The organism is Corallococcus sp. AB038B (genome assembly GCF_003668955.1).
Classification (GTDB): Bacteria; Myxococcota; Myxococcia; order Myxococcales; family Myxococcaceae; genus Corallococcus; species Corallococcus exiguus.
Genome location: NZ_RAWO01000011.1, coordinates 276,468 through 301,155, shown reverse-complemented (window position 1 = coordinate 301,155; position 24,688 = coordinate 276,468). Strand labels below are relative to the sequence as shown.

Genomic DNA, 24,688 nt, shown 5'->3' with positions numbered 1-24,688 from the left:
ACCCATCACGGCGCCCTCATTCTGGAGGGCGGTGATCCATTCCCCGATGCCATGCTGAGGGGCGAAGTGACACGAGGACTCCTTCTGGACACGGGGCTACATGGGAGGCGTCGTCCCCGTTCTTCCGGCTCCGGCTCGTAGTAGGACCGCCCCGATGTCCGAACTCGACGACGCCGCGCTCCTGGAACTGCTGGACCTGACCTTCGACGCGCTCTGCGCGTCCCGCGTCTCGGATTGGGTGGACCCCGATCGGGTTCTCGCCGCGGTCGACCTCTCCCTGACGCCCGAACGGGTGACGGGCTGGCACGCCCGGTTGGGGGTCCCCATGCGCACGCGCCTGCTCGCGCGCGCGGCGAAGAGCCGCATCAAGATGGGCGCGTGGCTCCCCGCTGAGGCCACCGCGTCCCTGACGGCGCTCCTGGGCCAGCCGGTGCACCTGCCTCGCAAGGCCATCGATGAAATGGTGGCGTCCGAGCAGGTACGGGAGACCGTGCGCACCACGCTCCAGGAGACCCTGTCGTCCCTGGTGAGCAAGGTCATTGCGGGAGCTCCCGGGGCTGGCGTCTCCGGGCTGAGGGATGCGCTGAGCTGGGGCGCGAGAGCGGCGGCCTCGGCGGGCAAGGGAATCCTGGGGGGCCTGGGCGGCAGCTTGCAGGACCGCGTGCGCGAGGTCATCGACGGCTCCATGGCCCTGGTACAGCGGCGGATCGCCGAGCGGCTCGCCAGCGAGGAGACCGCCCGCGCGCTGGGAGCACGGCGCCAGAAGGTCTTCCTGTCCACCCTGGAGAAGACGGAGGCCGAGGCCGCGCAGGCGCTGGGCCGGGTGCCCCACGAGCACCTCGACTCCCTGGGGCCTCAGGTGCTTGCGCACAACCTCGCGCGCCCCGAAGTGCGCGAGGGGCTGAAGGCCGAGCTCCACGCCGTCCTGGAGGACCTGTCGCGGCACACCGTGGGAGAGTTGCTCGAACAGGCCGGACTGCGTGAAGCGACACGCCAGTGGCTGCATGCGCACGGCCTGCCCTTCGCGCGCACGCTGGTTCACTCCGCCCCCTTCATCGCCTGGAGGACCCTCGTGAAGCGCTCCGGGCCGTAAGCCCCGCCGACGCAACGCGTGTGGCCCCCAGCGTCTGGGAGAGCTCCACCCCGGTCAAACCACCCGAGCATTCGTGCTCCGAGCGTCCTGCCGCCCTTGGTCGCGGCGTACCGGAACTCCTCGCTGAAGTGCTTCCAGGGAACTGGCAGGGCCGGAATCCCCCATGACTGCGTGTGGGTTTCCCAAACGAGAGACGCTTCAAGTTTCCGTTCACCCAGCGAGCAGAGGAGCTTCCCCATGCGGATCGCCAGGGTTCTGGCTGCACTGGTTGGCACGCTGCTGATCTCCAGCACGCCGATCACCGCAGCCGAGCAGCCGGGTTCCGGCGTGCAGACTCGTGCGGAGGTCCGCACCTCCGGTGCCACGCTCGAGATCTCCTGGGACCAGCCGATGCCGGCCGCCGAGGCGGAGGCGTTGACGAAGAGCCTGCAGGGCGACGGAGAGGAAGAAGGCGTTCAAACCTTCATGCCGAAGCCCAACGGCCATGGGCCGCAGTACGACGTTGTCAAATGCGATGAGGCCAACCACATCTTCACGGACCGGAACGGCATCTTCAGCGCCCGCTACAACTGCCGCTTCAACAACGTCAACTGGGGGTTCAAGGTTTCGCACAAGCTCGTGGCCATCGCTGTCGGAGACATGAAGGAGTCTGGGATGGTCTGGCATACAGCCACGAAGAAGCTGGGCCATAACGGGCACCACACCGTGCCCGTCTACTACCAGCTCCACGGCACCATCAAAGGAGTCAAGGATGGTGACGTCTTGCATTGGTCCGACAGGATCACCTTCCGCGTCAATGCGGGGGGCCGGGAGGGGACCGCCGTCCTCAACATCGGTGGAACCTTTAAAATCTCCCGCCGTTGAGAGCCTCTGCCAGGGGACAAGGTGCGCCGAGGACATTCAAGGAGGTCGTCATGAAACGCTCGATTCTGACCCTGCTGTGGGCCGTTCCCTTGTGCTTCCCTGCGTCATTCGCGGAGGCGCGTTCACTCCAGACTTCCAACGCCAATTACTGCGTCGGTGTCAATCACGCGAGCGAGGTCGCTGGTGCGAATGTCAAGCAGTTCAGGTGTGATGGCGGAGAGAATCAAGGGTGGGCCCAACGGGACGAAGGGGGCGGATATTTTGCCTTGCAGAATGATAAGAGCCGCCTGTGTATGGGAGTGAATCACGCGAGCAAGAAGCCTGGCGCGGACCTCAAGCAGTTCGAGTGTGACCACAAGGAAAATCAGAACTGGAAGTTCGAGAGGTGTCCTGACGGGAGCGGCAAGTGCCTGATGAACCAGAAGAGCGGGCTCTGTGCCACTGCCGATCCTTTGGCGCACGACGTCCAGCTGGAGCAAGAGCAGTGTATCGGTGGGCCGACCCAGGTCTGGAACGACGTCTAGCCTCGGCGGGTTCGAGGCCGGTGGAAGGCGGGGTTTCGAACGGTGGCCTCGGCGTGGCTGGTCTTGAAGTTCGCGCTGTCCGCCATCCTCTTCCGCATCCTGGGGCAATGATTGTCAGGTGGGCCCGCGGTTCACTGGAGTAGGCTCGCACTGTCCGTGAAGGAGACAGGAGCCACCATGAAGCTGATATCGAGCAGTGCCATTGTGACGGGAGCGGGCCAGGGCATCGGACTGGGAATCGCCGCGCGCCTCATGCGGGACGGAGCCAACGTCCTGCTCTTCGGGCGGACCCCGGAGAAGGTGGAGGCGGCCGCCAGCGAGCTCAACCGGGTGATGGAGGGGCGCGCTCGGGCCGTGCCCTTCGCGGGCGACGTGGTTCGCGCGGAGGATGTGGCGCGGGCCATCGAGGTGGCCACGCGTGAGTTCGGCCTCCCGGGGATCCTGGTGAACAACGCGGGGTCGGCCACCCTCCGCCCGCTCCTCGAATTGCCGGCGGAGGAGTTCGACCAGATCCTGGCCATCAACCTCAAGGGGCCCTTCCTGTTCACCCAGGCACTCGCGAAGTCGCTCGTCGCCGCGAAGCAGCCGGGCTCCATCGTCAACATCTCCTCGTTGAACCAGACGGCCGTGACGGACGGGCTCGCCCACTACTGCGCCTCCAAGGCGGGGCTCGCGAACTTCTCGAAGGTCGCGGCTTCGGAGCTGGGGCGCTACGGCATTCGTGTGAATGTCGTGGCCCCGGGTGCCATCCGCACCCCCCTGGCCGAGGGTGCCGGCCTCATGAAGGGAGCCATGGGGCGGGAGTTCCTCTCCCACACGCCGCTCGGAAAGCCGTGTGGCGAGCCGGAGGACGTGGCGAAGGTGGTGTCGTTCCTCTGCAGCGACCTCGCGTCATGGATGACCGGCGACACGCTGGCCGTCGATGGTGGCAATCACATTCGCGGGCTGCACAGCTACGCGGACACCCTGGGCCTCACCCGCCCCGTGGAAGGCTGAGCCGTCCGCCGCTGGTGGTCCCCGGGTGCCTGCCTGTCAGGTGCCCGGAGTCGGAGGCGAAGGCGGTGCGGCTGGACGGCATGGATGTCTCGGCTCCGACGTCCCGGGAGGACAGGGAAGGTGGAGTCAGTCACCGGCCGCTCCACGTGGGCATCGCGCCCATCAGGGCCGGCAGGACGAGGCCCACGGCCAGCCCGCCGAACGTCAGCGCCGTGGGCGGGGGAAGGCCCAGCACCCGCCGTAGCGGGGGGAGGGTGAGCGCCGCGATGTGCACGGCCGTGGCCCCCCCGATGAAGACGGGGAGGCGCCACTCGCCGTCCGCGGGGAGGTTGCGCCGCGTCTCCCTCGGCGCCCGGCACACGGCCGAGTAGCCCAGCTGCACCGCGGTGAGCGTCCCGAAAGCCAGCGGCGGCCCGCCCAGCGCCAGCCCCAGCCCTCCCACGCCCGCCATCAGCGCTCCGTCCCGCACCACGCGCCGCACCGCCGGGCGCGTCAGCAGCGGCATGCCTGGCGGCGCGGGCGGCCGGTCGAGGATGGCCGGGTCTCCGGGCTCCATCGCCAGGGCGATTCCCGGCAGCGTGTCCGTGAGGAGGTTGATCCACAGCAGCTGCAGCGGCGTGAGCGGATCCGCAAGGCCGAGCAGGCCCGCGCCCAGCACCAGCGCCATCTCCGAGAGGTTGGTGGCGAAGAGGAAGCGCAGCGCGCGGCGCAGGTTGTCCTGGACGATGCGGCCCTCGCCCACCGCGGACATGATGCTGCGCAGGTCCTCGCTGGACATCACCACGTCGGCCACCGCGCGCGCCATGTCGCTGGAGCGCACGCCCACCGCCACGCCCACGTCCGCCGCCTGGAGCGCCGGGGCGTCGTTGATGCCGTCACCCGCCATGGCGACGATTTCTCCGTGCGCGCGCAGCGCCTTCACCAGCTCCCGTTTGTTCTCCGGCGTCACGCGCGCCAGCACCGCCGTGCGGTCGAGCCTCCGGCGAAGCTCGTCACCCGTCAGCTCGAGCATCTCCGCCAGCGCCACCGGGGTGAGCGTGTCGCCCTCCAGCCCCACCTGCCGGGCGATGGCATCGGCCGTGCGGGGCTGGTCTCCCGTCAGAATCACCGTGCGGATGCCCGCGCGGCGCGCCTGCCGCACCGACTCCGCCGCGCCGTCGCGAAGCGGGTCCCTCAAGCCCACGAAGCCGATGAAGGTGTAGCCGCCCGTGGGCGCGTGTTCCCCGTCTCCGGGGAGCCTCCGCCAGGCCAGCCCCAGCACCCGCAGCCCGTCCTCCGCCAGCGCGTCGTTGCGCCGCGCCAGCCGCTCCCGCGTGCGCGCGTCCAGCGGCCCCTTCAGGTCCCGCTCGCACAGGGTGAGCACCTGCTCGGGGGCCCCCTTGACGAAGGCCACCATGCCGTCGCCGGGCACACGGTGGACGCTCACCACGTAGTGGATGCCCTCGGAGCGCTCGAGGAGGTGGCAGCGAGGGAAGTCGCGGCGCAGCGTGGCCCCGTCCAGCCCCGCGGCGTGCGCGGCGGCCACCAGCGCCTTCTCCGTGGAGCTGCCGGACACCGCCATCTCCTTGCCGTTGCGGTGGACGTCCACGTCGCTGTTGAGCAGCGCCAGCGCCAGCGCCAGCGTGGGTGGGTCCTCCAGCACGGCGTCGGGCCTCAGGCGCAGCGAGGACAAGTCCAGGGGGCCGTCCCCGACGTCCAGCACGTCCAGCCGCATCTCGTTGCGGGTGAGGGTGCCCGTCTTGTCCGTGCAGATGACGGTGACGCCTCCGAGCGCTTCGGCGGAGGAGACGCGCCGCACCACCAGGCCGCGCGCGTGAAGCCGCTGCATGGCGCGCACCAGCGCCGCGGTCGCCACCAGGGGCAGGCCCTCCGGCAGCGCCGCCACGCCCAGCGCCACCGCGCCGCGCAGCACCTGGGGCCCGGAGCGGCCATGCGCCAGCCCCAGCAGGGCGGACAGCCCCGCCGCGCCCACGGAGGCCACCGCCACGCGCTGGTCCAGCTGGCCCAGCTTGCGCGTCAGCGGCGTGGGCGGCGCGGACTCCTGGGCCACCAGCTCCCGCACGCGCGCCTGCTCCGTGTCCGCGCCGGTGGCAACCACCAGGGCGCGCCCATGTCCCGACGCCACCGTCGTGCCCGCGAACAACAGGGACGTCCGCTCCGCCAGCGGCGCCCGCGCATCCACGGGCGCGGCCTGCTTGGTCTGCGGCTCGCTTTCTCCGGTGAGGGGCGCCTCGTCCGCGGAGAGCCGGTGCGCGTCCAGCACGCGAGCGTCCGCGGGCAGCACGTCCCCCGCGCGCAGCAGCACCACGTCCCCGGGCACGAGCTCCGCCACCGGCACCGTGAGGAGCACGCCGCCGCGCAGCACCTGGGCCGCGCCCGCCTCCAGCTTCTGCCACGAGGCGAGCATCTCCTGGTTTCGGCGCTCGATGCGGTAGCCGATGCCCGCGTTGAGCCCCACCACCGTGAGGATGGCGGTCGCCTCCACCGCGTCACCGGCCAGCGCCGAGGCCCCCGCCGAGCCCATCAGCAGCAGCGTGGGCACGGAGGCCAGCTGCGAGCCCAGCATGGCCAGGCGCGAGCGCGGCTTCTCCACCACCGCCAGGTTGGGGCCGTAGTGCTTGAGCCGCCGCGCCGCTTCCTCCGACGTGAGCCCCTGGTCCGTGGCGTCCAGCCGGACCAGCACCGCCTCCACCGTCATCGCGTGCCACGACTCCTGGGGAGCGCTCCGCGTGCCTTGCACCGGGCGGGCCTGATGCGGGACGGGCCAGGGGACCGGCTCGTCGGGTTGCTGGCGCAGCTGGGCCAGCAGCGGGGCCCCCGGCGCGTAGCGCACCAGCAGGCGGCCGGTGCGGGGCTCCGCGCTTGCCTCCTCGATGCCGGGCCAGGTGGCGAAGGTGCGCTCCAGCCGCTTCCCGAGGGAATGGTTCCACCGCAGGCCGGGGACCTCCAGGCGCAACCGCCGCGCCGCGGTCGCGTGGCGGACCACCCTCGCGGGTGCCGACTGTCCATCCATCAGGAACACCACCATTCGCCCACCCCCCCCGACTGGCATCAAGAAATGGGGAGGGTGGTGCGTCCGGACAAGGAGGCTCGGCGCGCTGTCGGAAGATGAAGGTGTGACATCCGCGCGCCGGCTGTTCCACCCGTCAACACCCCGCTCCACCTCCAGGGCCTGAAAGGGGGGGCCTCAGTGGATGCGCGTCGGCTCCTCCCGCGCTCCTGCCGCCCGCGGGGCCGGCGCCCCCTTCCGGCCGGCCGGCTGGCGTGCCGGTCGCGCGGCTCGCGCCGGGGCGGCGAACGCGTGTGCCACGCCCTCCTCGCGGTAGCGGTGCACCAGCGTGTCCAGGTGCCCGCCGTCCATGGAGGTGTGCAGGGCCTCCGCGGCCCTGTGCAGCAGGTCGCGCTCGGCCGCGGACACGGTGAGGTCCGCGGCGGAGAGCTGGTGGAGGGACCACATGAGGACCTCGCGTGCCCTGGCCGGCGCCGAGCGCAGGCGCTTGAGCCACGCGGAGACATCCTCCACGAAGTGGCCCACGGTCTCCTGGCGCCGTGCCGGAGAGAGCCGGGAGAGCTGGTGGGTGAGCACGGCGGACTCCTCCTGCCGGAGACGGCCGTCGGAGACGAAGAGGAACCACGCGCTCTCCAGCAGCAGGCTCACCCCCTCCGGGGCCACGCGGCGGATGGCCGCTTCGGAGTCCTCCAGCGCACGGCGCAGTCGCACGTAGCTCAGCACCGAGTTGCCCAGGTGCCGGGTGCGCCGCCAGTTGGCCACGGAGGACGTCACCACGTTCAGGAACGGCACGAGGTTGCGCGACACGCTCTCGCCCAGCAGCTTCGCCCCCAGGTCCTCGCCCAGGTCGGTCGCCCTCGCCTGCGCCAGGTGCTCCACGCGCCCCAGTCCGAGCGAGTCCCCGTCCTTGTCCTCCTCATGTTCCCCCTGGCCGCGGGTGATGGCGTAGAGGCGCGAGAAGTCGGAGGGGTCCTCCGGGTCGAAGCGCACGCGGAAGGCGCTGGCCAGGTCGCACGCCATCCCCAGGTTGATGAGGGCGTTCACGAGCATCTCCGTCGTGATGACCAGGCCCGAGGCGGGGATGGCCAACATCAGTCCGGGGGCGCCCGCGTCCGCCGAGACCGCGGTGATGCCGGAGGTCAGCGAGCCGCTCCCCGCGCCGGAGAGGAATGCTGCCCCGCAGGCCCGCCGGATGATGGCTTCGGTGACGGCCGCGCCCGTCCCCTTCGCGGCGGGGGTCCTTTGCAGCACGTGCGCGTCGTAGTGCCGCAGGTAGATGGACAGCAGCTTGGTGAACCAGCGCCCCGTGCGCAGGTCCTTGGGGGAGAGCTCGTGCGTCAGCGCCCCTGCCAACTGCACGGAGCGTTGGAGGAGCGCCGCGCCTTCCCCTCGCTCTCGTGGAGCCAGTTCCATCGTCGCCGTCATGGTTCCTCCTCGCGGACCCTCGCCAATGGGGCCGGTCAGGCATTCCTGTGTGTCATTGCCTTGCAGGAACGTTGGACACGCGCGGACGCCCTGACAGGCACTGGCTCCGGAGGGACGGCCGCTGCCTGGGGCGCTCGGGATCCATGAACGCACCGGGCTGCGCCTACTCTCCGGCCTTCAGTACGTCGGAGCGGTCACGAATCACTTCGACTTCTTCGTCACGAAGAACGGCTGGTTCTTCGCCCGTCTACGGCACAGGCTTGGGAGCCGGCTTCACGTCGGTGTTCTGGCCCGAGACGATGCGCCACTGCTTCTGGGTGCGCTTCAGCACGTACCGCATCTGCGTGCGCAGCAGCCCCTCCTCGGTGTTCTGCACGCCGGGAGGGAGGCCCGTGTGGCCGGTGACCTCATGCATCGTGTCCACCACGGCGATGTCCTCGCTGGGGAAGCGGATCTTGCGCACGGTGACCTCGGCGTGGCTGGTCTTGAAGATGCTCGCGAAGATGGCGGCGTGGCGCGTCTCGATTTCCTCGCGTCCCTGGAACACCGTGCCGACGATGTTGATGAAGTCCGCGTCGTCCGTGAAGTCCCGCGTCCATGCCGTCGCGTCGTGGGCGTTCCAGGCCTCGGTCTGCGCCTTCACCCACTGGCGGAGGTCCTGCTCGTCCTGGGCGTGGTCAGGGGCCGTGCACGCCGTGGACACCAACACCAGACTCAGCGCCGCGACGACTGCGAAAGAAGAAGAGCGGGTCATGGCCGCAGTCTGCCATGAGGGACGGTGCTGGAAGGAGCTCACTTGCGAGTCCCAGCGCACGGGGAGTCAGTCGAACTGGACCACGCTCCAGACGTTGCTGAAATCCATACATGCCAGCGCTTCCTTCTGACGGACATAGAATCCCGCAGAACCTGGCGAAGGCGTCCGGTGTCGAAGTGCATGGGAGCAATAGGTAGGGAATGTGGGATATCGCTGCCATGCCGAGCGACGTGGAGCTAGACTCTGACGGAGCATGCGACTGAGGGCATATGCGTCTTCATCCCTTGCTGTTCACCGTGTTGCTGGCCGCGTGCGCCTCCCAGGGGCCCGCGTCACATCCGGTCTTCTTCATGCCCCAGGCAGCCGCGGTGGCTCCCGCCATCCCTGCCGAGGACTACGGCACCGCGCATCCGTTCGTGCTCATGGACTCCGCACCGGACGGGCGGTGGCTGTTCGCCTGCCAGGCACGAGAGGACACCAACAGCGATGGGCGCATCGAGATCGCCCTCGGCTTCCACGGCAATATCGTGGGTGACGCGCTTCGCCCGTACCTCTTCCTGGAGCCCGGAGCGGGCATCCGCATCGACGAGGTGCTCGCCGTGGCCCCCACGGGACGCTTTCTCGTCCTGGTGCGTGACACGACGCTTTGGCTCCTCGACGTGGAGACGCGCGAGGAGAAGATGCTGGCCACGGACGTAACGCCTGACACGACGAGCCCCCAGCCTCTCATCCGCGCCAGTTTCTCCCGGGACGGCCTGCGGCTTCTCTACCTGCGTCCCGAGGGCGGGCGCCCTGTCGCCGTCGTGCGAGACCTGCTTCAGGGGACCGAGCGCATGCTCGACGCTGGTCGTGGCCTGCTCGGACAGGCCCTGCTGGATCCATCTGGTCAGTGGGCGGTGTTCGACGTGGTGGAGGACACGAACGCGGATGGAAAGGAGAGCTGGCCCCGGGAGGACACCACGCTCGCACCCGCCACATGCCGGGGGCCGGTCATCTCCAGCTCGCACTTCGGCTGGAATGGCGATACCCCTGTGCGCCGCTACCGTCGGCTGGAGGGAGGCCCACTCCTCCAGGGCGACGACATCCTGCAAACCATGGGGGAAGGAATGCTGCGTCGCGCTCCGGACCGCTCCATCGTGCTGGAGCATGCGAATGGACGACGGGAGACCTGGGTCCCCTCGAGCTGCAATGGAACCCTGGTGTTCGCGGACGCGGTGCACGAGCAGGTCGTGGTGGTCTGCGAGACACAGCCGGACCTTGGCCCCTTGGAGTTGCACGGCGCCAGGATTCATCAACCCCTGGGTTGGCGGATGTTTCTGCCGTTTTCGGGCAGGCACATCCGCTTGTCCGGAAGTGACGGAAGGCTGTTGTCGTTGTTGGCTGCTTCCGAGTCCGAGCCTGCCAGGGCGGTGCACACCGTCATCGACCTGGAGCGGCGCACCGTTCGAGGGGTGCCCTTGGGGGACGTCTTGGTGTCCCTGGGGCCTCATGCCCTGCTGCGCGAGAGCGTCAACCCCGTTGAGCCCGACGGCCGGTGGGGCGCGCGGCTGTGGCTCTGGAACGTGGAGACGGGATTCCCACCGAACGTCTTGAGCGAAGCGCCGGACTCCGACCTGTTCTGGGCAGGCGACACGGTGCTGATCATGGGGAAGCGGATCGACCTGCGAGCGGGCAAGGTGCTGGAGGATGCCTCGGACGAGGTTCTGGCTCTCGATACCCAGGGGCGGGTTCTGCGCCCGATTGAACCGGGCTCGCCCCTATATGGCCCTGTCCGGTGGGAGCCCGCGCTGAAGGCTCACGAATCCCAGCGCACGCGGTAGGAACAGGCGTGGCCGTTGAAGTCGAACGGCTCCACGCGGATGTTCTTCGCGCCGGCCCGGGTCAGCCCCGCTTCGATGATGCCCATGTGGTAGCCCGGGTTGCCGTTGCACTCGCTCACCTTGATGGTGTGGTCCGCGCGGCCGTGGGTGATGAGCTCGGTCTTCAGGTAGTTGTTCACCGTGGCGAAGCTCTCCTGCATGCGGGAGAGCACGCGGTCGGGCCCGAAGATGGGCCACAGGGACACGAGCGCCTTGCCCAGCAGCGTGTGCTCCAGGCCCTTGATGACGCCCATGCCGAGCCGCCGGTAGCCTTCCTTCGCGTCCACGTCGGGGTACAGGTAGCGCGCGGTGATGCCCAGGGCCTCCGCGAAGACGTGGCGCGGCGTGTGGTGCGGAATCTTCTCGTCCAGGTCCAGGCCGATGGCCCGCAGCCGGTCCTTGAGCTCCGGCGTGAGGCGCGTGCCCACGGAGCGCAGGAAGAGCCCCTCGATGGCATGGCGGTAGACGATCTCTTCACTCAACGCGGCACCCATCCCATGCGTCGCCCCAGGGCGGGGCGGGACGTGCGGGAGCATCCCTGGATTGCCCCGGCGATGCACACGGGCGCGGGGTGAAGTCGAAGACGCATGTGGCATTGGCCGCTACGACGCGCATCGTACTGTAGCTCCTGACGTTACAGGAAGCCCTTTCGGTTGCGCATGCACGGGGCTGAGAGTGCGAGGCATGGAACGTGCTTTGTGCGTGCCTTTCCACCCTCACGAAGGTCGTCTGCCATGCCCCTCCGTTGGTCCCTGCTGAAATCGCTGTTCCTGTTCGCACTGCTCGGGGCGGCCCCAGCCCTCGCCGCGGATGCCCCGGCCATCCCCGAAGGCTGCGTCGATGAGTCCTTCTGTGATGGCAAACAGTGCTACCCGCCGGAGTCCTCCATCTCGCGGCTTGCCTGCGCTTGTGGCCTGCTCAATCCCGTCTGTGGCGTGGGCCGCTGTGAAGGCGACTCCTATTGTGAGGGCCGGGGCTGTGGGGGCGACGATGCGTTCTGTCATCCCGCGAGTTCACCGGTCTCCCAGATCATGTGCGCCGGAGCGCCGATGGGCGACACCTGCGACCTGCCTCCCGCCAGCTGTGGCCAGGGCTCCTGTGTCGATGGTGCCTTCTGCGATGCCTGCGGTTGCCAGCCGCTCGACGCCGCCGCATCCCAGGCGCTGTGCGCGTGCAAGCTCGCGGACCCGAAGCCGGGCCTGGGCATCTGCCGCGACGGAGCCTATTGCGATGACCTCGCCAGCGAGCACGGCTCCTGCTACCTGGCGGAGGCCGTCGTGTCCCAGGCCATGTGCCAGGGCGTTTCGCTCCAGGCCTGCGCGCTTCCGCCGGCATCCTCCGACCCGGGCGAGTGCAAGGACGGCGTCTTCTGCCAGGACGGCAAGTGCCACCCGGACGACTCGGCGCTGTCCAAGGCTCGCTGCACGGTGTCCTCCGCCCCCAAGGACCCGCAGGCCAGGCCTGGCCTCATGGGGCTCATCGGGCCGTATGACATTGGGGTGATTCCGAAGAATGGCTTTTCGTGTCCCACGAACAGCCTCTTCACCACCATCTACATGGACGACGAGGACTCCAGTAACGCCAACTATACCTGGGGCTGGATTGGCGCCACGGAGCAGAACCGCTACGGGACGAAGTTCGGATTCTGCCGGGTGAATGGCACCCAGTTCCGCCCCTTGAGCCACAACGCGAACCTCAACGTGTTCCAGGAAACCTACGCGGTCCTCAAGCTGGGGGATTACTGCCCCATGGGGAGCAAGGAGTTCATCCGCCACTTCGACAACGAGGACCGGAACAACGCCAACTCATACACGGGCTTCCCCTGGCCCAACGTCATCAACTCCAACACGACCCTGCGCTTCTGCATGTTCGAGCCCTCCTACGGCTACTCGATGCCGTCCTTCCCGAACCTGGGCGTGGAGTACGGCGTCTTCGCGCCGTCCCACTACGCGTCCCCGCACTGGCTCGCGGCCGGCTTCATCCACACCGACGATGAGGACCGCAACAACGCCAACTGGTTCAGCTACGACGGCGCGAACACGCCCGGCTTCCTCGTCCACTCGATGATCGGCGGCGCTTCCAACACGGACCTGCGGCTGGCCAAGGTGTCCAACGGGCGGCCCCGTTGTTCCAGGCCGGTCCAGTACTTCACGGGCGCCTACCTGATGCCGACGTTCGATGGAATGAACTGCTTCATCCGGAATGCCCCGGCCCGGAGCGCTCCGTTCATCTCCTTGAACGGCTACTACGTGATGTGGGACTGGTTCACCATGAGCTGCCCGGAGGGCGTCTGGGACGGTACCGGTTGCCGCATCATGACGGCCCCCGCAGGCACGACTCCGTTCGTCTGGGGCAACCGCTTCTACTACGGCGAGTAGGCGATGAGAGGATGCGCCCACGCTGGCCGCGGTGGGCGCATCCGCGACCCCGAGCCCCGTCTCCTACGCTCACACACCCAGGGGAATGGGCCCGCACACGGTGCTCTTCGGCCAGGCGCGCGCCCGTAACGGCCACGTCACGTGCGCGCTCGAAAAAGCGCGCGCGAAGCCAACCCAGCGAGTGGTCACAACCTGAACAGATTTTCAAGGGCGCAAACGCGCGGCGGTTCGGCTACAGGGCGGCCAATTCCCTGACACGGCTGCTCCCGTCAGCCCGTGGGTGCCCCAGATGCATGCCTCCGCTCCTGAAGTGCCTCTCTCCTCACCGCCCCGCGCCAGCCGCCTCAAGCGGTGGATCATCGGCGTGGTGCTCCTGCTCGCGGTCTTCGCGGGGCTCGTGGCTATCAAGGCGGGCCAGATCGTCTCGATGATCAACGCCGGTGAGACCTTCGTGCTGCCGCCTGAGTCCGTCACATCCACCCAGGCGGAGTCCTTCGGCTGGCAGGGGACCCGGATCGCTGTTGGCACCGTGATGGCGCTTCGGGGCGTGACCCTGAGCGCGGAGCTGCCGGGCGTCGTCAACGACATCCGCTTCGAGAACGGCGCTTCGGTGAAGAAGGGCCAGGTGCTCGTTCAGCTCGACACCTCCAGCGAGCAGGCCCAGCTGGCCGGCGCCGAGGCCGACGCGGAGCTCTCGCGGCTGAACCGTGAGCGCGCCGAGAAGCTCAACGCCCAGGGCGCCAATACCCAGTCGGACCTGGATGCCGTCCGCGCGCGGTCGCTCCAGTCCTCCGCCACCGTGGCCCACCTGAAGTCCCTCATCGCCAAGAAGACCATCCGCGCCCCCTTCGATGGTCGCATCGGCATCCGCCAGGTGGAGTTGGGCCAGCTCGTCTCTCCGGGCAACCCCATCGCGTCCCTGCAGTCCTCCACCCCCGCGCTCGTGGAGTTCCAGCTTCCCCAGCAGGCGCTGGCCCAGGTGAAGCAGGGCCAGAAGGTGCGCCTGCGCGTCGACGTCTTCCCGGGCGAGTCCTGGGAAGGGGACCTCACCACCATCAACCCCGAGGTGGAGCTGTCCTCCCGCAACGTGCGCATGCGCGCCACCGTGCCCAACGCGGACGGCCGGCTGCTGCCGGGCATGTTCGCCAGCGTGGAGGTGCTCTCCGACGCCAGCGAGCAGGTGGTGGCCATTCCCGCCACCGCCGTGCTCTTCGCCCCCTACGGTGACTCGGTGTTCACCCTCTCCGAGGGCAAGGACGCCGCGGGCAAGGCGGCCCTGCTGGCTCGGCAGCAGTTCGTGCGGCTGGGAGAGCGCCGGGGTGACTACGTCGCGGTGACGTCCGGCCTGAAGCCCGGGCAGACCGTGGTCAGCAGCGGCGTCTTCAAGCTGAAGAACGGCATGGCCGTCGTCGTGAACAACGCGCTGGCGCCGCCCGTCGAGGTCGCTCCCCTGCCGGTGAACCCGTAGGGCCGCGAGAGGCGAACCCATGAACTTCACCGACCTCTTCATCCGGCGTCCGGTCGTGGCGCTGGTCGTCAACCTCATCATCATCATCGCCGGCCTGCAGGCCCTGCGCTCGCTCAACGTGCGGCAGTACCCGCGCAGCGAGAACGCCGACATCACCGTCACCACGGTCTACGTCGGCGCCAACGCGGAGCTCGTCCGTGGCTTCATCACCACGCCACTGGAGCGCGTCATCGCCGCGGCGGACGGCATCGACTACGTCGAGTCCACGAGCTCGCAGAACGTCTCCATCATCCGTGCCCGGCTCAAGCTCAACTACGACGCCAACCGCGCCCTGAGTGAAATCAGCGCCAAGGTCGACCAGGTTCGTGGCGACCTTCCGCCCGAATCCCAGGTCCCCGTGATGGGCATCGAGTCCGCGGACAGCCAGTTCGCTGTCGCGTACCTCAACTTCACCTCTGACTTCCTCGAGCAGAACGAGCTGTCCGACTACCTGGTGCGCGTGGTGCAGCCCCGGCTGTCCTCGGTGGAGGGCGTGCAGCGCGCGGACATCCTCGGGGCGCGCACGTTCGCCATGCGGGTGTGGATGAAGCCGGACCAGATGGCCGCGCTCAACGTCAGCCCCATCCAGGTCCGTCAGGCGCTCGCCACGAACAACTCGCTCGCCGCCGTGGGCCAGACGAAGGGCTCGCTCGTGCAGGTGAACCTCACGGCGAACACGGGTCTGCGTTCCGTGGAGGAGTTCAAGCAGCTCATCGTCCGCAAGGATGGCGGCGCGGTGGTGCGGTTGTCGGACGTCGCGGACGTGGTGCTCGGCGCCGAGGACTACGACACCGACGTGACGCTCAACGGGAAGACGGCCGTGTTCGTCGGCATCTGGGCGCTGCCCAACGCCAACTCGCTGGACGTCATGCAGCGCATCCGCCTGGAGATGGACTCGCTCAAGAAGGACCTGCCCGAGCAGATCAACGGCGGCGTCGCCTTCGACGGCACGGACTACATCCAGAACGCCATCGACGAGGTGGTGAGCACGCTCATCGAGACGCTCATCATCGTCGTCATCGTCATCTTCCTGTTCCTGGGCTCCGTGCGCTCCATCCTGGTGCCGGTGGTGGCCATTCCGGTGTCGCTCATCGGCACGGTGTTCCTGATGCAGGTGTTCGGCTTCACGGTGAACCTGCTCACCCTGCTCGCGGTGGTGTTGTCCGTAGGCCTGGTCGTGGACGACGCCATCGTCGTGGTGGAGAACGTGGAGCGCCACCTGCGTGACGGACTGCGCCCGGTGGACGCCGCCATCAAGAGCGCTCGCGAGCTGGTGGGTCCCATCATCGCGATGACGCTCACGCTCGCCGCGGTGTACGCGCCCATCGCCTTCCAGGGTGGCCTCACGGGTTCGCTGTTCCGCGAGTTCGCGCTCACGCTGGCCGGAGCCGTGACCCTGTCGGGCGTGGTGGCGCTGACGCTCTCCCCGATGATGTCCTCCGTCCTCCTGAAGGCGGGCCACGAGGACAAGGGGTTCGCGGGCGTCATCAACCGCACCTTCGAGCGCCTGCGGGCCGCGTATGCCCGCTCCCTGGACAGCTCGCTGCTCGTCCGCGGGCCCGTCTACGCGGCGTGGATCTTCCTGAGCGTGCTCGCCCTGGTGATGTTCAACCAGTCGGCCCGGGAGCTGGCGCCCGTGGAGGACCAGGACTTCGTCATCGGCATCATGAGCACTCCGTCCAACTCCACCCTGGACCAGCTCAAGCCGTCCGTGACCAAGACGAGCGAGTTGCTGATGGACATGCCGGAGTCCAGCTTCAACTTCCAGATTGTCCAGCCGAGCAACGGCTTCTGGGGCCTGGTGCTGAAGCCGTACAAGGAGCGCCAGCGGACCACTGCGCAGGTGCTGGCGGAGGCGCAGGAGCGGGTGAACACCATCCCGGCGGTCCAGACGTTCACCCTCCAGCCCCCCGCGCTGCCGGGCGGTGGCAACTTCCCGGTGGAGTTCGTCATCGCGTCCACGGCGGAGGCGGAGGAGCTGCTGGGCTTCGCGCAGCAACTCCAGGAGAAGGCGACGCAGAGCGGGATGTTCGCCTTTCCGCCCATCATCGACGTGAAGTTGGACCAGCCCCAGTCGGAGCTCGAGGTCGACCGCGAGAAGGTCGCGCAGCTGGGCCTGAACCTGGGGACCGTGGGCCAGGACCTGGGGACCGCCGTGGGCGGCAACTTCGTCAACCGGTTCAACATCGCCGGCCGCAGCTACAAGGTCATCCCTCAGGTCCTTCGCTCCTCCCGCCTCACCCCGGAGCAGCTCAAGGACATCCACGTCACCGGTCCGGACGGCAAGCTCGTGGCCCTGTCGGCCATCGCGTCCATTCAGGACAAGGTGGCGCCCCGGTCGCTCAACCGCTTCCAGCAGCTCAACGCGGTGAAGCTCAGCGGCGTGGCCATCCGCCCGCTGGATGAGGCGCTCACCTACCTGGAGACGGAGGCCTCGCGCATCCTGCCCGCAGGCTACCGCATGGACTACACGGGCGAGTCCCGGCAGCTCCGCACGGAAGGCGACTCGTTCGCTCCGGCGTTCGGGCTGGCGGTGGTGTTGATCTTCCTGGTGCTCGCGGCCCAGTTCAACAGCTTCCGGGATCCGCTCATCATCCTCGCCGGGTCGGTGCCGCTGGCGCTCTTCGGCGCGCTGATAACCACGTTCCTGCGGATGCCGAACCCGATGATGCCGTACTTCACGGACAGCTTCACCACCACGCTCAACATCTACTCACAGGTGGGTCTGGTGACGCTGGTGGGGCTCATCGCGAAGAACGGCATCCTCATCGTGGACTTCGCCAACCGCCTCCAGGAGGAGGGCAAGTCGAAGCTCGAGGCGGTGAAGGAAGCGGCCTCCGAGCGGCTCCGTCCCATCCTGATGACGACGGTGGCCACGGTCGCGGGCCACTTCCCGCTCGTCCTGGTGTCGGGTCCGGGCGCGGCGGCGCGCAACAGCATCGGGCTCGTGCTGGTGACGGGCATGGCGCTGGGCACGCTCTTCACCCTCTACTTCGTGCCGGCCATCTACCTGCTCATCGCCAAGACGCGCACCGTGGCCGCCAGCGAAGCACCGGAGCTCCAGCCGGCGCCCGACGCCGCCACGTAGGCGAGGGCTGAAGCAGAGCCGTTGATTGAGCCGCCTGGAGGCACCTGCCCCAGGCGGCTCTTCTTTTTAGCGACGGGACAGCGCGAGCTTCGCGCCGAACGCGATGAACACGCACCCCGTCACGCGGTCCATCGCCTTCATGAAGGCAGGGCGCCGGAGGACGCGGCCGAGTGGTGCCGTCACCCCGATGAGAAGCGCGGCCCACACGGCGCCCATCACGACGTGGATCGCCGCGAGGCCGAACGTGTAGGCCACGACCGGAACGTCCGGGGGCACGAACTGCGGCAGGAAGGTGACGTAGAACACCCCCACCTTGGGGTTGAGGACGTTGGTCAACAGCCCCCGGCGCAGCCAGTCCAGTGCTCCCTGCTGGACCTCCGCACCGGTGACGGCGTCATCGGCCGCGAAGCTCGAGCGGGGCTTCCGGAGCAGCCCGATGCCGAGCCACACCAGATAGGCCGCGCCGGCCCAACTGAGCGCTGTGTAGGCGACCTGCGAGGCCGCCAGCAGCGCGCCCAGTCCCAGCGCGACCGCCCCGCCCCACGCGAGGCACCCGATGCCGATGCCCAGGGCCGCGAAGCCCGCGCGCCTCGTGCCTTCAATCGCGGAGGTGCGCAGGACCATGGCGGTATCGACACCCGGAGTGATGGTGAGGATGCCCGCGGCCACGAGGAACGTCAGCAGGGAGGAGGTGACGGTCATTGCCGCTACCTTAAGCCCCTTTCCGGAGTGCGCATGCGGATGGCGAGCGCGCGGCAGCCCGTGGCGGATTCCGCGTCGTCGGGCGGGGCCCACGCTCCGAGCGAGTGGTAGAGCCTGCCCTCTCGCCGCTCCAGGTAGAGGATCATGTTGAGCGGCCAGCCGCTGCCCTGGAACAGGTGCCGGTCCATGGGCGTGGGCTCCTGGCTGACGCGCATGCCGCGCTCGTGGGGCGGGCCGATGCGGTGCCAGTCCGGGTGCAGGTGGATGGAGCCGAGCACCTCCAGTCCCTCGGCCTCGGCCTCGGCGGTGATGCGCAGCAGCTCGCGGGGCTCACACCAGTAGCCGCGCCGGCCGTTGGCGTAGCAGGCGCCGAAGCGGGGGATGATGGCCGCTTCGAACTCCTGGAGCACGGTGTCGTCCGTCTCGCGGATGTTGGTGGCGAAGCCCACGCGCTCCACGTACATCGCGTCGTCCGTGAAGCGGCCCAGCAGCACGGCCCAGCTGCGCGGCGGCAGCTCCGGCGTGCACGCCGCGTACTCCCGGACGGCATCCGCCATGAAGTCAGACAGCGCCGCTGGGTCCATGAGCACGACGTCAGCGCTCATTCTCCGGACTCCGGCGTGGGGAGGCGGCCCGCGGCCCGGTCCTCGCGCAACTGCGTGATGAGGTGGCGGGCCATGCGCTCCTCGAAGGCGGCGGCGCTGTCTGGCGTCCACGGATAGAAGCCCTGGCCCGTCTTCAGGCCCAGCTCGCCCTGGTCCACCTTCTGTGTGAGCACCGGCGGCACCGGACGCCCCGAGCCGCGCAGGACGCCGATGATGAAGTCCAGGCCCACGAGGTCCAGCCGGTCGAAGATGCCGGAGGCACCCAGGCGCCGCCCGATACCCTGGGTGAGCACGCGGTCCACCATCTCCGGCGTGGCCACTCCCTCCTGCACGATTCGGAAGGCTTCGCCAATGAGCGCCTGCTGCAGGCGCGGGCCCACCGAGCCCGGCACATCCTTGGCGAACACCACGGGCGACTTGCCCAACTCTTCAAGGAATCGCCGCACCGTCTCCACCGCGTCGGGTGAGGTCTTCTCGCCAGGGATGACGTCCACCAGTGGCACCAGGTGCGCGGGCAGGTAGTAGTGCGCGGAGAGGACACGCTCGGGGTGCGCGCAGTCGCGGGCAATGGCTGTCACGCTCAGCGCGGTGGTGTTGGTGGCCAGCAGGGTGTCCGGTGCCGCGAGCCGGTCCAGCTCCTTGAAGAGTTGCTGTTTGAGCGCCAGGTCCTCGGGAATGGACTCGATGACCAGGTCCTGAACCACGGCGGCCTCGGCGAGCACCGTGGTGCGATGGATGCGCGCGAGCGCGGTGGTGCGCTGCTCAGCGCCGAGCATCCCCGTCTCCACCAGCAGCGCGGCGTCGCGCTCCAACTTCACGCGCGCGGCCTCGCTGCTCTCCGCCTGCCTGTTGAAGAGCACCACCTGTCTGCCGGCGATGGCGAGCTCGAGTGCGATGCCGCACCCCATGGCTCCGCCGCCAACAACGCCAATCCTCATCAGCCGCTTGTGTCCCATGTGCCGCGAGCGTGGCTGCCCTCCGCACGCGTGGCAATCACTTGAATGGCGGCTGCAATTGTCCAGGGCGCATGCGTGACGCGCCGAGCCTTCAGCGGCGTCACGGATTCACAAAGCCCCCGTGCCGCTCGCCTTCAGGGCGCGCACATCCCGTCCGGCGGGCCCTTGCCTGCCTCCCCAGACAGGCGGGGCGTGCATGACGATATTGCGCTCATGCCGCAGCTTGTCATGTGCCGGCGCTTCAATGGATTCAGCGCGCGTCAACGCGCGAGGAGGAGCACCCATGCTGGATACCGAACGTGTTGGCGAGCCCCTTCGTCATCTTGAAAGTCGCATCCTTCTGGCCGAGGCCCGGAGGGCGGTACCGGAAGCCTTCGACTCCCAGGGCCGGCTGCTCTCACCCGTCGCTGGGAAGTGGGTCCAGCCGCCTGCCTGGTTCAATGCCATCTCGCCCATCGACGGCAGCGTCCTCGCGGAGCTGCCGCTGCTGGGCGCCGCTCAGGTCGCCACGGGGGTCGAGCAGGCCGCGGCGGAGTTCGCGCCCTGGGCGGCCCGTCGGCTCGATGACCGCGCCCGTGTCGTCGCGGAGGCGGTGGTGCTGCTTCATGCACACCGGGAGCTGCTCGTCCGGATTCTGGCGTGGGACATCGGCAAGACGCTGCCCACGGCCTCCAACGACGTGGACCGGTGTCTCGCGGGCATCGCGTGGTACCTGGAGCAGATGGACCGGATGATCGATGGCCGCAAGCCGCTCGGCCTGGTCTCGAACATCGCCTCCTGGAACTATCCCTTCTCCGTCCTGCTGCTCAACGTGCTCGTGCAGTCGCTCGCGGGCAACTCGGTCATCGCGAAGATTCCGACCCAGGGTGGCGGCGTCTCACTCACGCTCGCCTTCGCGTTGCTGCGCCGCGCGGGCCTTCCCGTCTCGCTCGTCGGTGGACGCGGGCGGGACCTCTCCGAGGCGCTCGTCGGCCATCCCCACATCGCGGGCGTCGCCTTCATTGGCGGCCGCGCCAACGGTGGCGAGGTCCACCGCCGCCTGCGTGAAACGGACAAGCGATACGCGTTGGAGATGGAGGGTGTGAACGCCTACGCCATCACGCACTTCACGGACTGGGACGGGCTCGGCGAACAGATTCGCAAGGGCTTCGACTTCGGCAAGCAGCGCTGCACCGCCTACACCCGCTGGGTGGTCGAAAAGTCGCTCGTCCCGAAGTTCGTCCGGACGTATGTCGATACGGTCTCCGCGTTGCGCGTCGGCAATCCGGTCCTGGGGGCGCACGTGGACTTCGGGCCGCTCATCTCCCCCAGCAAGGCCAAGGAGCTCCGCGCCCTCATCGCTGAGGCGCGGAAGCAGGGCACGCAGGTGCTGCATCAGGGGATGCTCGCGGAGGACGCCTTCACCGCGCGGCAGGAGCGCGGCGCATACCTGCCGCCCGTCCTGCTCTTCGGCATCCCGCGAGACAGTGAGCTCTACCTGCGCGAACCCTTCGGCCCCGTCGACATCCTGGTGTCGGTGGACTCCGAGGAGGAGCTGCTGCGGGAGGCGAACGTCTCCAACGGCGCGCTCGTGGCCTCGGTGGCGACGGACGACCCGGAGCTCGCCCGGCGCATCGCGAAGCGGCTCCATGCCTTCAAGGTGGGCATCAACGCGCTGCGTTCGCGTGGCGACCGTGAGGAGTCCTTCGGCGGCAGGGGCGGCTCATGGGCAGGCGCCTTCGTGGGTGGCACCCACCTGGTGCGCGCCTTCACGGACGGCCCGCATCCCATGGAAGGCAACTGGCCCGCTTGAGGCGTTCACCCGCGCGTCAGTTCCAGGGGGACACGCGGCGTGGCAGCATGGTGCGACCTTGAGTCAAACGGGAGCGCACGATGCAGGCTTTGAGGAACGCGGGCACGGTGTTGCTTGTGCTCGCACTGGGCGGTGGGGCCTTCGCGGAGGAGGACGGAATCTGGTCGCCCAATGACCAGTTCCACGAGCCGAATGGCGATTGCGAGCTCGTGGCCGTCCTCCCCGCGCCCAAGGGTGCCTGGGGCGTGGTGGGGCACACCTGCAATCGATTGAACGGCGAGCCCGTGGGGAGCGTCGTGGTCATCGACGCCCAGGGCAAGCGCGCCACGTCGCCGGCTTCCGTGGCGCTCGAAGCCGCGTCCGACCGGGACCGCATGAAGGAGCTGGTGCAACTGCTCGCCGTGCCTTCCGGGGGCTACATCGCGACGTATCGCTCCCGCGACGAGAAGGCTCCCAGAGGCGAGAGTGGGCCCGCGCCCGTGGCCCATGAGCTTGTCCGCCACACGGCGGCGGGGGCGAGGGCCGACGCCTTCAACAGCAAGGTGCGCGAGGCGCTGCTCGACAAGGTGGGTGCCTCGTCGTTCATCATCACCGCGGAGGTGGATGCGAAGTCGCGGCTCATCGTCGCGGCGTCAACGCCAGACGAGACCTACCTGAAGCAGGTGCCGCTGTGGCTGCTGCGCTTCACCCCCGAGGGCACCCTCGAACGCGCCGAGCGCTTCGACTCGGTCCTGAAGGAGCTCAAGCTGGGCTGGTATGTGTTGAAGCAGGTCCGTGCCCGGGCCGACGGAGGCCTCTTCCTGAGCGGCCGGTTCCAACCCGAGGGGATCCGGTCCGAGGTTCCCGTGCTCGCCCTCAACGCGCAGTGGAAGCCTGAACCGCGCTTCAACACGCCTCTCATCTCCTGGGCGATGAAGGGGGAGGGCGGCATCGAGTTGAGCCTCATCGCCCCCCGTCCAGACGGCTCGGTCGTCGGGGTGGGAGACGTTGTCCAGGGAGAGACGCGCGCGGACGTCATGCGCCTGACGTCCGACGGGCGGCTCGACCCCACCTACAAGACCTTCCGGCAGGAGGGGGTATATCCCCAGGGCCGCTTCATGCGCGTGCCGCAGATGGGGCTTGGACCGGGCGGGAGCCTCGTGCTCGCCCAGAACAACATCCCCGCCGTGGATCCGCCGGAGGGCCCCTGGCGTGCTCCGGGCCTGGTGCGCTTGAAGGCGGACGGCTCGGTGGATGCGCGGTTCCAGAAGGGACTCGGCGCGGGACTGCGCTACCGGAAGGCGGCGGCGGAAGTGAAGCGGAGTCCCGATGCCGCGGGCTTCCTCCGGATGGTGGCGGCGATGCCGGACGGGTCGGTGGTGGTGGATGGGCTCTTCGACGAGTTCGCGGGCCAGCCGGTGACACCGCCCATCCGGCTCGCGGCGGATGGCACCCGGGTGGCGGGCTTCCAGGCGCGATTCGAAACGGTCCTTCCGCCGAAGAAGGAGGTCCCCAACGCGACGACGAGCGCGTTCTTCCAGGCGGACGGCAAGACTCACTACGTCGAGTGCGCCCGGCCGGGAGAGATGACGGAGACGTTCCTCTACTGGACGAGTGGCGACATCTGGGGACACACCCCCTCGTGCGGGGTCCACCTCGGCGGGAGCATGGCCACACCCGCGGGGGCGTGGCAGCACTGCGATGCGCGGGTCCGCAGGGCCCAGGCCCAGGGGGCCACCTGCAAGGAGACGAAGGAAGCGCCGATGGGCCTCCGCCGCCGTCCGTGATCAGGGGCTCGCTGACGCCCGGGCAACCACCTTCCAGCAGGCAGCGGTGTAGCGGACTTCCGCTCCGTGCACGAAGGGCTCGAACGCGGCGCGGACCGTTTCGATGACGTGGGTGCGAGTCCGGTCGTCCGCGTCCTGGAGGACCCTGCTGAGGAGACCGAACCGGGTCAGGTAATTGACCAGATCTTTCTCGGGCAGGGTGCAGGTGACATCGATGGGCTGGATGTCGATTCCGGCCCAGCCGCTCTCCTCCAGGATGCGGTGGATCCGGTTCGAATCCGCGAAGGCGAACTGCCCTGGTGCGTCCGGCCGGCGGGCGGGGATGTTCGACACGAGCGGCGCTGCGGCGCGCTCGGCTGTCGTCATGAACGGATTCTCCGAAGGACTCCGCCACGCGATGGCCAGGAGTGCGGCGTCGTTCCTCGCGGCATGGCGCAGGTTTGCGAAGGCCCGGACGGGGTCATCGAAGAACATGACGCCGAAGCGCGAGATGATCATGTCGAAGCTGGCGGGCTCGAAGGCGTGCAGCTGCGCGTTGGCGCGGATGAAGCGGGCCGGAGTGCCTTCCTGTTCGGCCCGGGCCCGGGCGGCGGCGAGCATCGGCTCCGAGATGTCGATGCCGGTACAGCGGCCCTTCGTGCCCAGCCGCCGCGCGACCGCGAGCGTCGTGCTGCCCGTACCACAACCGACGTCGAGCACCTGGCGCGCGGAGCTTGCGACGACTGCTTCGGCGAGCAGGTCTTCGAATGGCCTGAACATCGCGTCGAGCACCTCCTGGTTATCGGCCCAGGCGTGTCCGGCGGTGCCGTTCCACAGCTTCGTCTGCTCATCCTCGGGTTGGCGCGTGTCATCCATGGGGAGATCCTCCTGCTTGCCTTCAAGAACCAGAAGCCGCAGGGTGCCACTTCAAGTCGACTTGAGGTCAAGAGGATGACTGAATTGGACATCACGGAGGTGGCGAAGCGCTCCGGCGTTCCCGCCTCGACACTGCGCTTCTATGAGGAGCGGGGGCTGCTCGCCTCCATCGGCAGGCGGGGGCTGCGCCGCCTGTTCGGGCCCGAGGTGCTGGAGCGGCTGGCGCTGATAGCGATGGGGCGCGCCGCGGGCTTCACACTCGATGAGATCGCGCTGATGTTCTCGCCGGACGGGCGGCCGCGAATCGACCGGAAGATGCTCGCGACCCAGGCGGAGAAGCTGGACAAGACGATTCGCGAACTGAGCGCGATGCGCGACGGCCTGCGACACGCAGCGGCCTGCCCCGCGCCGAACCACATGGAGTGCCCCACCTTCCGCCGCCTCCTGCGAGGCGCAGCGTCAGGCGCGATGGGCGCGCGAAGGAGGAGGACACCGCGGCGGCCGTAGAGCCAGG

Annotated in this window: 19 protein-coding genes; 11 read left to right on the top strand and 8 right to left on the bottom strand. The window is 68.8% G+C overall.

Going from position 1 to position 24,688, the window contains the following annotated elements:
* The first annotated feature begins 154 nt into the window (after positions 1-154).
* From D7Y04_RS32940 to D7Y04_RS32925, 4 genes are all read left to right on the top strand, one after another.
* Positions 155-1,093: a hypothetical protein gene (locus D7Y04_RS32940; RefSeq protein WP_120574997.1), complete on the top strand. Its 939-nt coding sequence runs from the start codon at positions 155-157 to the stop codon at positions 1,091-1,093.
* 237 nt (positions 1,094-1,330) lie between these two features.
* The gene (locus tag D7Y04_RS32935; protein ID WP_121761862.1) at positions 1,331-1,957 is read left to right on the top strand and encodes a hypothetical protein; all 627 of its coding nucleotides are present in this window, start codon (positions 1,331-1,333) and stop codon (positions 1,955-1,957) included.
* A 50-nt stretch (positions 1,958-2,007) separates the two neighbouring features.
* On the top strand, positions 2,008-2,481 hold the full coding sequence (locus D7Y04_RS32930) for an RICIN domain-containing protein (RefSeq protein ID WP_120593667.1): 474 nt from the start codon (positions 2,008-2,010) through the stop codon (positions 2,479-2,481).
* Between the two features lie 177 nt (positions 2,482-2,658).
* Entirely contained in the window at positions 2,659-3,477 is an 819-nt protein-coding gene (locus D7Y04_RS32925) for an SDR family NAD(P)-dependent oxidoreductase (protein WP_121761861.1), read from the top strand.
* Between the two features lie 130 nt (positions 3,478-3,607).
* Here the strand turns inward: D7Y04_RS32925 and D7Y04_RS32920 are convergent, their stop codons facing one another.
* From D7Y04_RS32920 to D7Y04_RS32910, 3 genes are all read right to left on the bottom strand, one after another.
* Positions 3,608-6,490, bottom strand: coding sequence for an HAD-IC family P-type ATPase (locus D7Y04_RS32920; RefSeq protein WP_233601674.1), 2,883 nt, complete (start codon positions 6,488-6,490; stop codon positions 3,608-3,610).
* A gap of 174 nt (positions 6,491-6,664) precedes the next feature.
* A complete protein-coding gene (locus D7Y04_RS32915; protein WP_121761859.1) occupies positions 6,665-7,912 on the bottom strand; it encodes a TerB family tellurite resistance protein in 1,248 nt (415 codons plus the stop codon).
* Between the two features lie 247 nt (positions 7,913-8,159).
* Positions 8,160-8,666, bottom strand: a complete 507-nt coding sequence (locus D7Y04_RS32910) for an SgcJ/EcaC family oxidoreductase (RefSeq protein WP_121761858.1) — start codon at positions 8,664-8,666, stop codon at positions 8,160-8,162.
* A 269-nt stretch (positions 8,667-8,935) separates the two neighbouring features.
* Between D7Y04_RS32910 and D7Y04_RS32905 the strand changes: the two genes are divergently transcribed.
* Positions 8,936-10,486: a hypothetical protein gene (locus D7Y04_RS32905; protein ID WP_121761857.1), complete on the top strand. Its 1,551-nt coding sequence runs from the start codon at positions 8,936-8,938 to the stop codon at positions 10,484-10,486.
* On the opposite strand, the gene D7Y04_RS32900 is transcribed toward D7Y04_RS32905, so the two are convergent.
* Positions 10,462-11,007, bottom strand: a complete 546-nt coding sequence (locus D7Y04_RS32900; RefSeq protein WP_233601673.1) for a DUF2378 family protein — start codon at positions 11,005-11,007, stop codon at positions 10,462-10,464. The two genes, D7Y04_RS32905 and D7Y04_RS32900, sit on opposite strands and share 25 nt — an antisense overlap.
* A 252-nt stretch (positions 11,008-11,259) precedes the next feature.
* Here D7Y04_RS32900 and D7Y04_RS32895 point away from each other — a divergent pair, with 252 nt between their 5' ends.
* The 3 genes from D7Y04_RS32895 to D7Y04_RS32885 all read left to right on the top strand — a co-directional run bounded on the left by D7Y04_RS32895 (position 11,260) and on the right by D7Y04_RS32885 (position 17,498).
* Positions 11,260-12,903 (top strand): hypothetical protein, encoded by a 1,644-nt coding sequence (locus D7Y04_RS32895; protein WP_121761856.1) that lies wholly within the window; start codon positions 11,260-11,262, stop codon positions 12,901-12,903.
* Positions 12,904-13,192: 289 nt separating this feature from the next.
* Entirely contained in the window at positions 13,193-14,371 is a 1,179-nt protein-coding gene (locus D7Y04_RS32890) for an efflux RND transporter periplasmic adaptor subunit (RefSeq protein ID WP_121761855.1), read from the top strand.
* 19 nt (positions 14,372-14,390) lie between these two features.
* Positions 14,391-17,498 carry an efflux RND transporter permease subunit gene (locus D7Y04_RS32885; protein ID WP_120593675.1) on the top strand — a complete coding sequence of 1,036 codons (3,108 nt, stop codon included), beginning with the start codon at positions 14,391-14,393 and terminating at the stop codon, positions 17,496-17,498.
* Positions 17,499-17,564: 66 nt separating this feature from the next.
* On the opposite strand, the gene D7Y04_RS32880 is transcribed toward D7Y04_RS32885, so the two are convergent.
* The 3 genes from D7Y04_RS32880 to D7Y04_RS32870 are packed head-to-tail and all read right to left on the bottom strand — an operon-like array spanning position 17,565 to position 19,743.
* Entirely contained in the window at positions 17,565-18,200 is a 636-nt protein-coding gene (locus D7Y04_RS32880) for a LysE family translocator (RefSeq protein WP_121761854.1), read from the bottom strand.
* Positions 18,201-18,205: 5 nt separating this feature from the next.
* A complete protein-coding gene (locus D7Y04_RS32875) occupies positions 18,206-18,805 on the bottom strand; it encodes a hypothetical protein (RefSeq protein ID WP_121761853.1) in 600 nt (199 codons plus the stop codon).
* Positions 18,802-19,743 carry a 3-hydroxyacyl-CoA dehydrogenase family protein gene (locus D7Y04_RS32870; RefSeq protein ID WP_255428728.1) on the bottom strand — a complete coding sequence of 314 codons (942 nt, stop codon included), beginning with the start codon at positions 19,741-19,743 and terminating at the stop codon, positions 18,802-18,804. The genes D7Y04_RS32875 and D7Y04_RS32870 overlap by 4 nt, the downstream gene beginning before the upstream one ends.
* A gap of 301 nt (positions 19,744-20,044) precedes the next feature.
* Here D7Y04_RS32870 and D7Y04_RS32865 point away from each other — a divergent pair, with 301 nt between their 5' ends.
* Positions 20,045-21,553 carry an aldehyde dehydrogenase family protein gene (locus D7Y04_RS32865; RefSeq protein ID WP_120593681.1) on the top strand — a complete coding sequence of 503 codons (1,509 nt, stop codon included), beginning with the start codon at positions 20,045-20,047 and terminating at the stop codon, positions 21,551-21,553.
* A gap of 80 nt (positions 21,554-21,633) precedes the next feature.
* On the top strand, positions 21,634-23,319 hold the full coding sequence (locus tag D7Y04_RS32860; protein ID WP_121761852.1) for a hypothetical protein: 1,686 nt from the start codon (positions 21,634-21,636) through the stop codon (positions 23,317-23,319).
* On the opposite strand, the gene D7Y04_RS32855 is transcribed toward D7Y04_RS32860, so the two are convergent.
* Complete coding sequence (locus D7Y04_RS32855; protein ID WP_121761851.1) at positions 23,320-24,174, bottom strand: class I SAM-dependent methyltransferase; 855 nt, start codon at positions 24,172-24,174, stop codon at positions 23,320-23,322.
* A gap of 75 nt (positions 24,175-24,249) precedes the next feature.
* Here D7Y04_RS32855 and D7Y04_RS32850 point away from each other — a divergent pair, with 75 nt between their 5' ends.
* Positions 24,250-24,681: a helix-turn-helix domain-containing protein gene (locus D7Y04_RS32850; RefSeq protein ID WP_121761850.1), complete on the top strand. Its 432-nt coding sequence runs from the start codon at positions 24,250-24,252 to the stop codon at positions 24,679-24,681.
* The last annotated feature ends 7 nt before the right edge of the window (positions 24,682-24,688 follow it).

What these genes read in the sequence shown, in the direction of transcription:
- D7Y04_RS32940 (WP_120574997.1), top strand. Translation starts at nt 155, where the DNA reads ATGTCCGAACTCGACGACGCCGCGCTCCTGGAACTGCTGGACCTGACC.
- D7Y04_RS32935 (WP_121761862.1), top strand. Translation starts at nt 1,331, where the DNA reads ATGCGGATCGCCAGGGTTCTGGCTGCACTGGTTGGCACGCTGCTGATC.
- D7Y04_RS32930 (WP_120593667.1), top strand. Translation starts at nt 2,008, where the DNA reads ATGAAACGCTCGATTCTGACCCTGCTGTGGGCCGTTCCCTTGTGCTTC.
- D7Y04_RS32925 (WP_121761861.1), top strand. Translation starts at nt 2,659, where the DNA reads ATGAAGCTGATATCGAGCAGTGCCATTGTGACGGGAGCGGGCCAGGGC.
- D7Y04_RS32920 (WP_233601674.1), bottom strand. Translation starts at nt 6,490, where the DNA reads ATGGATGGACAGTCGGCACCCGCGAGGGTGGTCCGCCACGCGACCGCG.
- D7Y04_RS32915 (WP_121761859.1), bottom strand. Translation starts at nt 7,912, where the DNA reads ATGACGGCGACGATGGAACTGGCTCCACGAGAGCGAGGGGAAGGCGCG.
- D7Y04_RS32910 (WP_121761858.1), bottom strand. Translation starts at nt 8,666, where the DNA reads ATGACCCGCTCTTCTTCTTTCGCAGTCGTCGCGGCGCTGAGTCTGGTG.
- D7Y04_RS32905 (WP_121761857.1), top strand. Translation starts at nt 8,936, where the DNA reads ATGCGTCTTCATCCCTTGCTGTTCACCGTGTTGCTGGCCGCGTGCGCC.
- D7Y04_RS32895 (WP_121761856.1), top strand. Translation starts at nt 11,260, where the DNA reads ATGCCCCTCCGTTGGTCCCTGCTGAAATCGCTGTTCCTGTTCGCACTG.
- D7Y04_RS32890 (WP_121761855.1), top strand. Translation starts at nt 13,193, where the DNA reads ATGCATGCCTCCGCTCCTGAAGTGCCTCTCTCCTCACCGCCCCGCGCC.
- D7Y04_RS32885 (WP_120593675.1), top strand. Translation starts at nt 14,391, where the DNA reads ATGAACTTCACCGACCTCTTCATCCGGCGTCCGGTCGTGGCGCTGGTC.
- D7Y04_RS32880 (WP_121761854.1), bottom strand. Translation starts at nt 18,200, where the DNA reads ATGACCGTCACCTCCTCCCTGCTGACGTTCCTCGTGGCCGCGGGCATC.
- D7Y04_RS32875 (WP_121761853.1), bottom strand. Translation starts at nt 18,805, where the DNA reads ATGAGCGCTGACGTCGTGCTCATGGACCCAGCGGCGCTGTCTGACTTC.
- D7Y04_RS32870 (WP_255428728.1), bottom strand. Translation starts at nt 19,743, where the DNA reads ATGAGGATTGGCGTTGTTGGCGGCGGAGCCATGGGGTGCGGCATCGCA.
- D7Y04_RS32865 (WP_120593681.1), top strand. Translation starts at nt 20,045, where the DNA reads ATGCTGGATACCGAACGTGTTGGCGAGCCCCTTCGTCATCTTGAAAGT.
- D7Y04_RS32860 (WP_121761852.1), top strand. Translation starts at nt 21,634, where the DNA reads ATGCAGGCTTTGAGGAACGCGGGCACGGTGTTGCTTGTGCTCGCACTG.
- D7Y04_RS32855 (WP_121761851.1), bottom strand. Translation starts at nt 24,174, where the DNA reads ATGGATGACACGCGCCAACCCGAGGATGAGCAGACGAAGCTGTGGAAC.
- D7Y04_RS32850 (WP_121761850.1), top strand. Translation starts at nt 24,250, where the DNA reads ATGACTGAATTGGACATCACGGAGGTGGCGAAGCGCTCCGGCGTTCCC.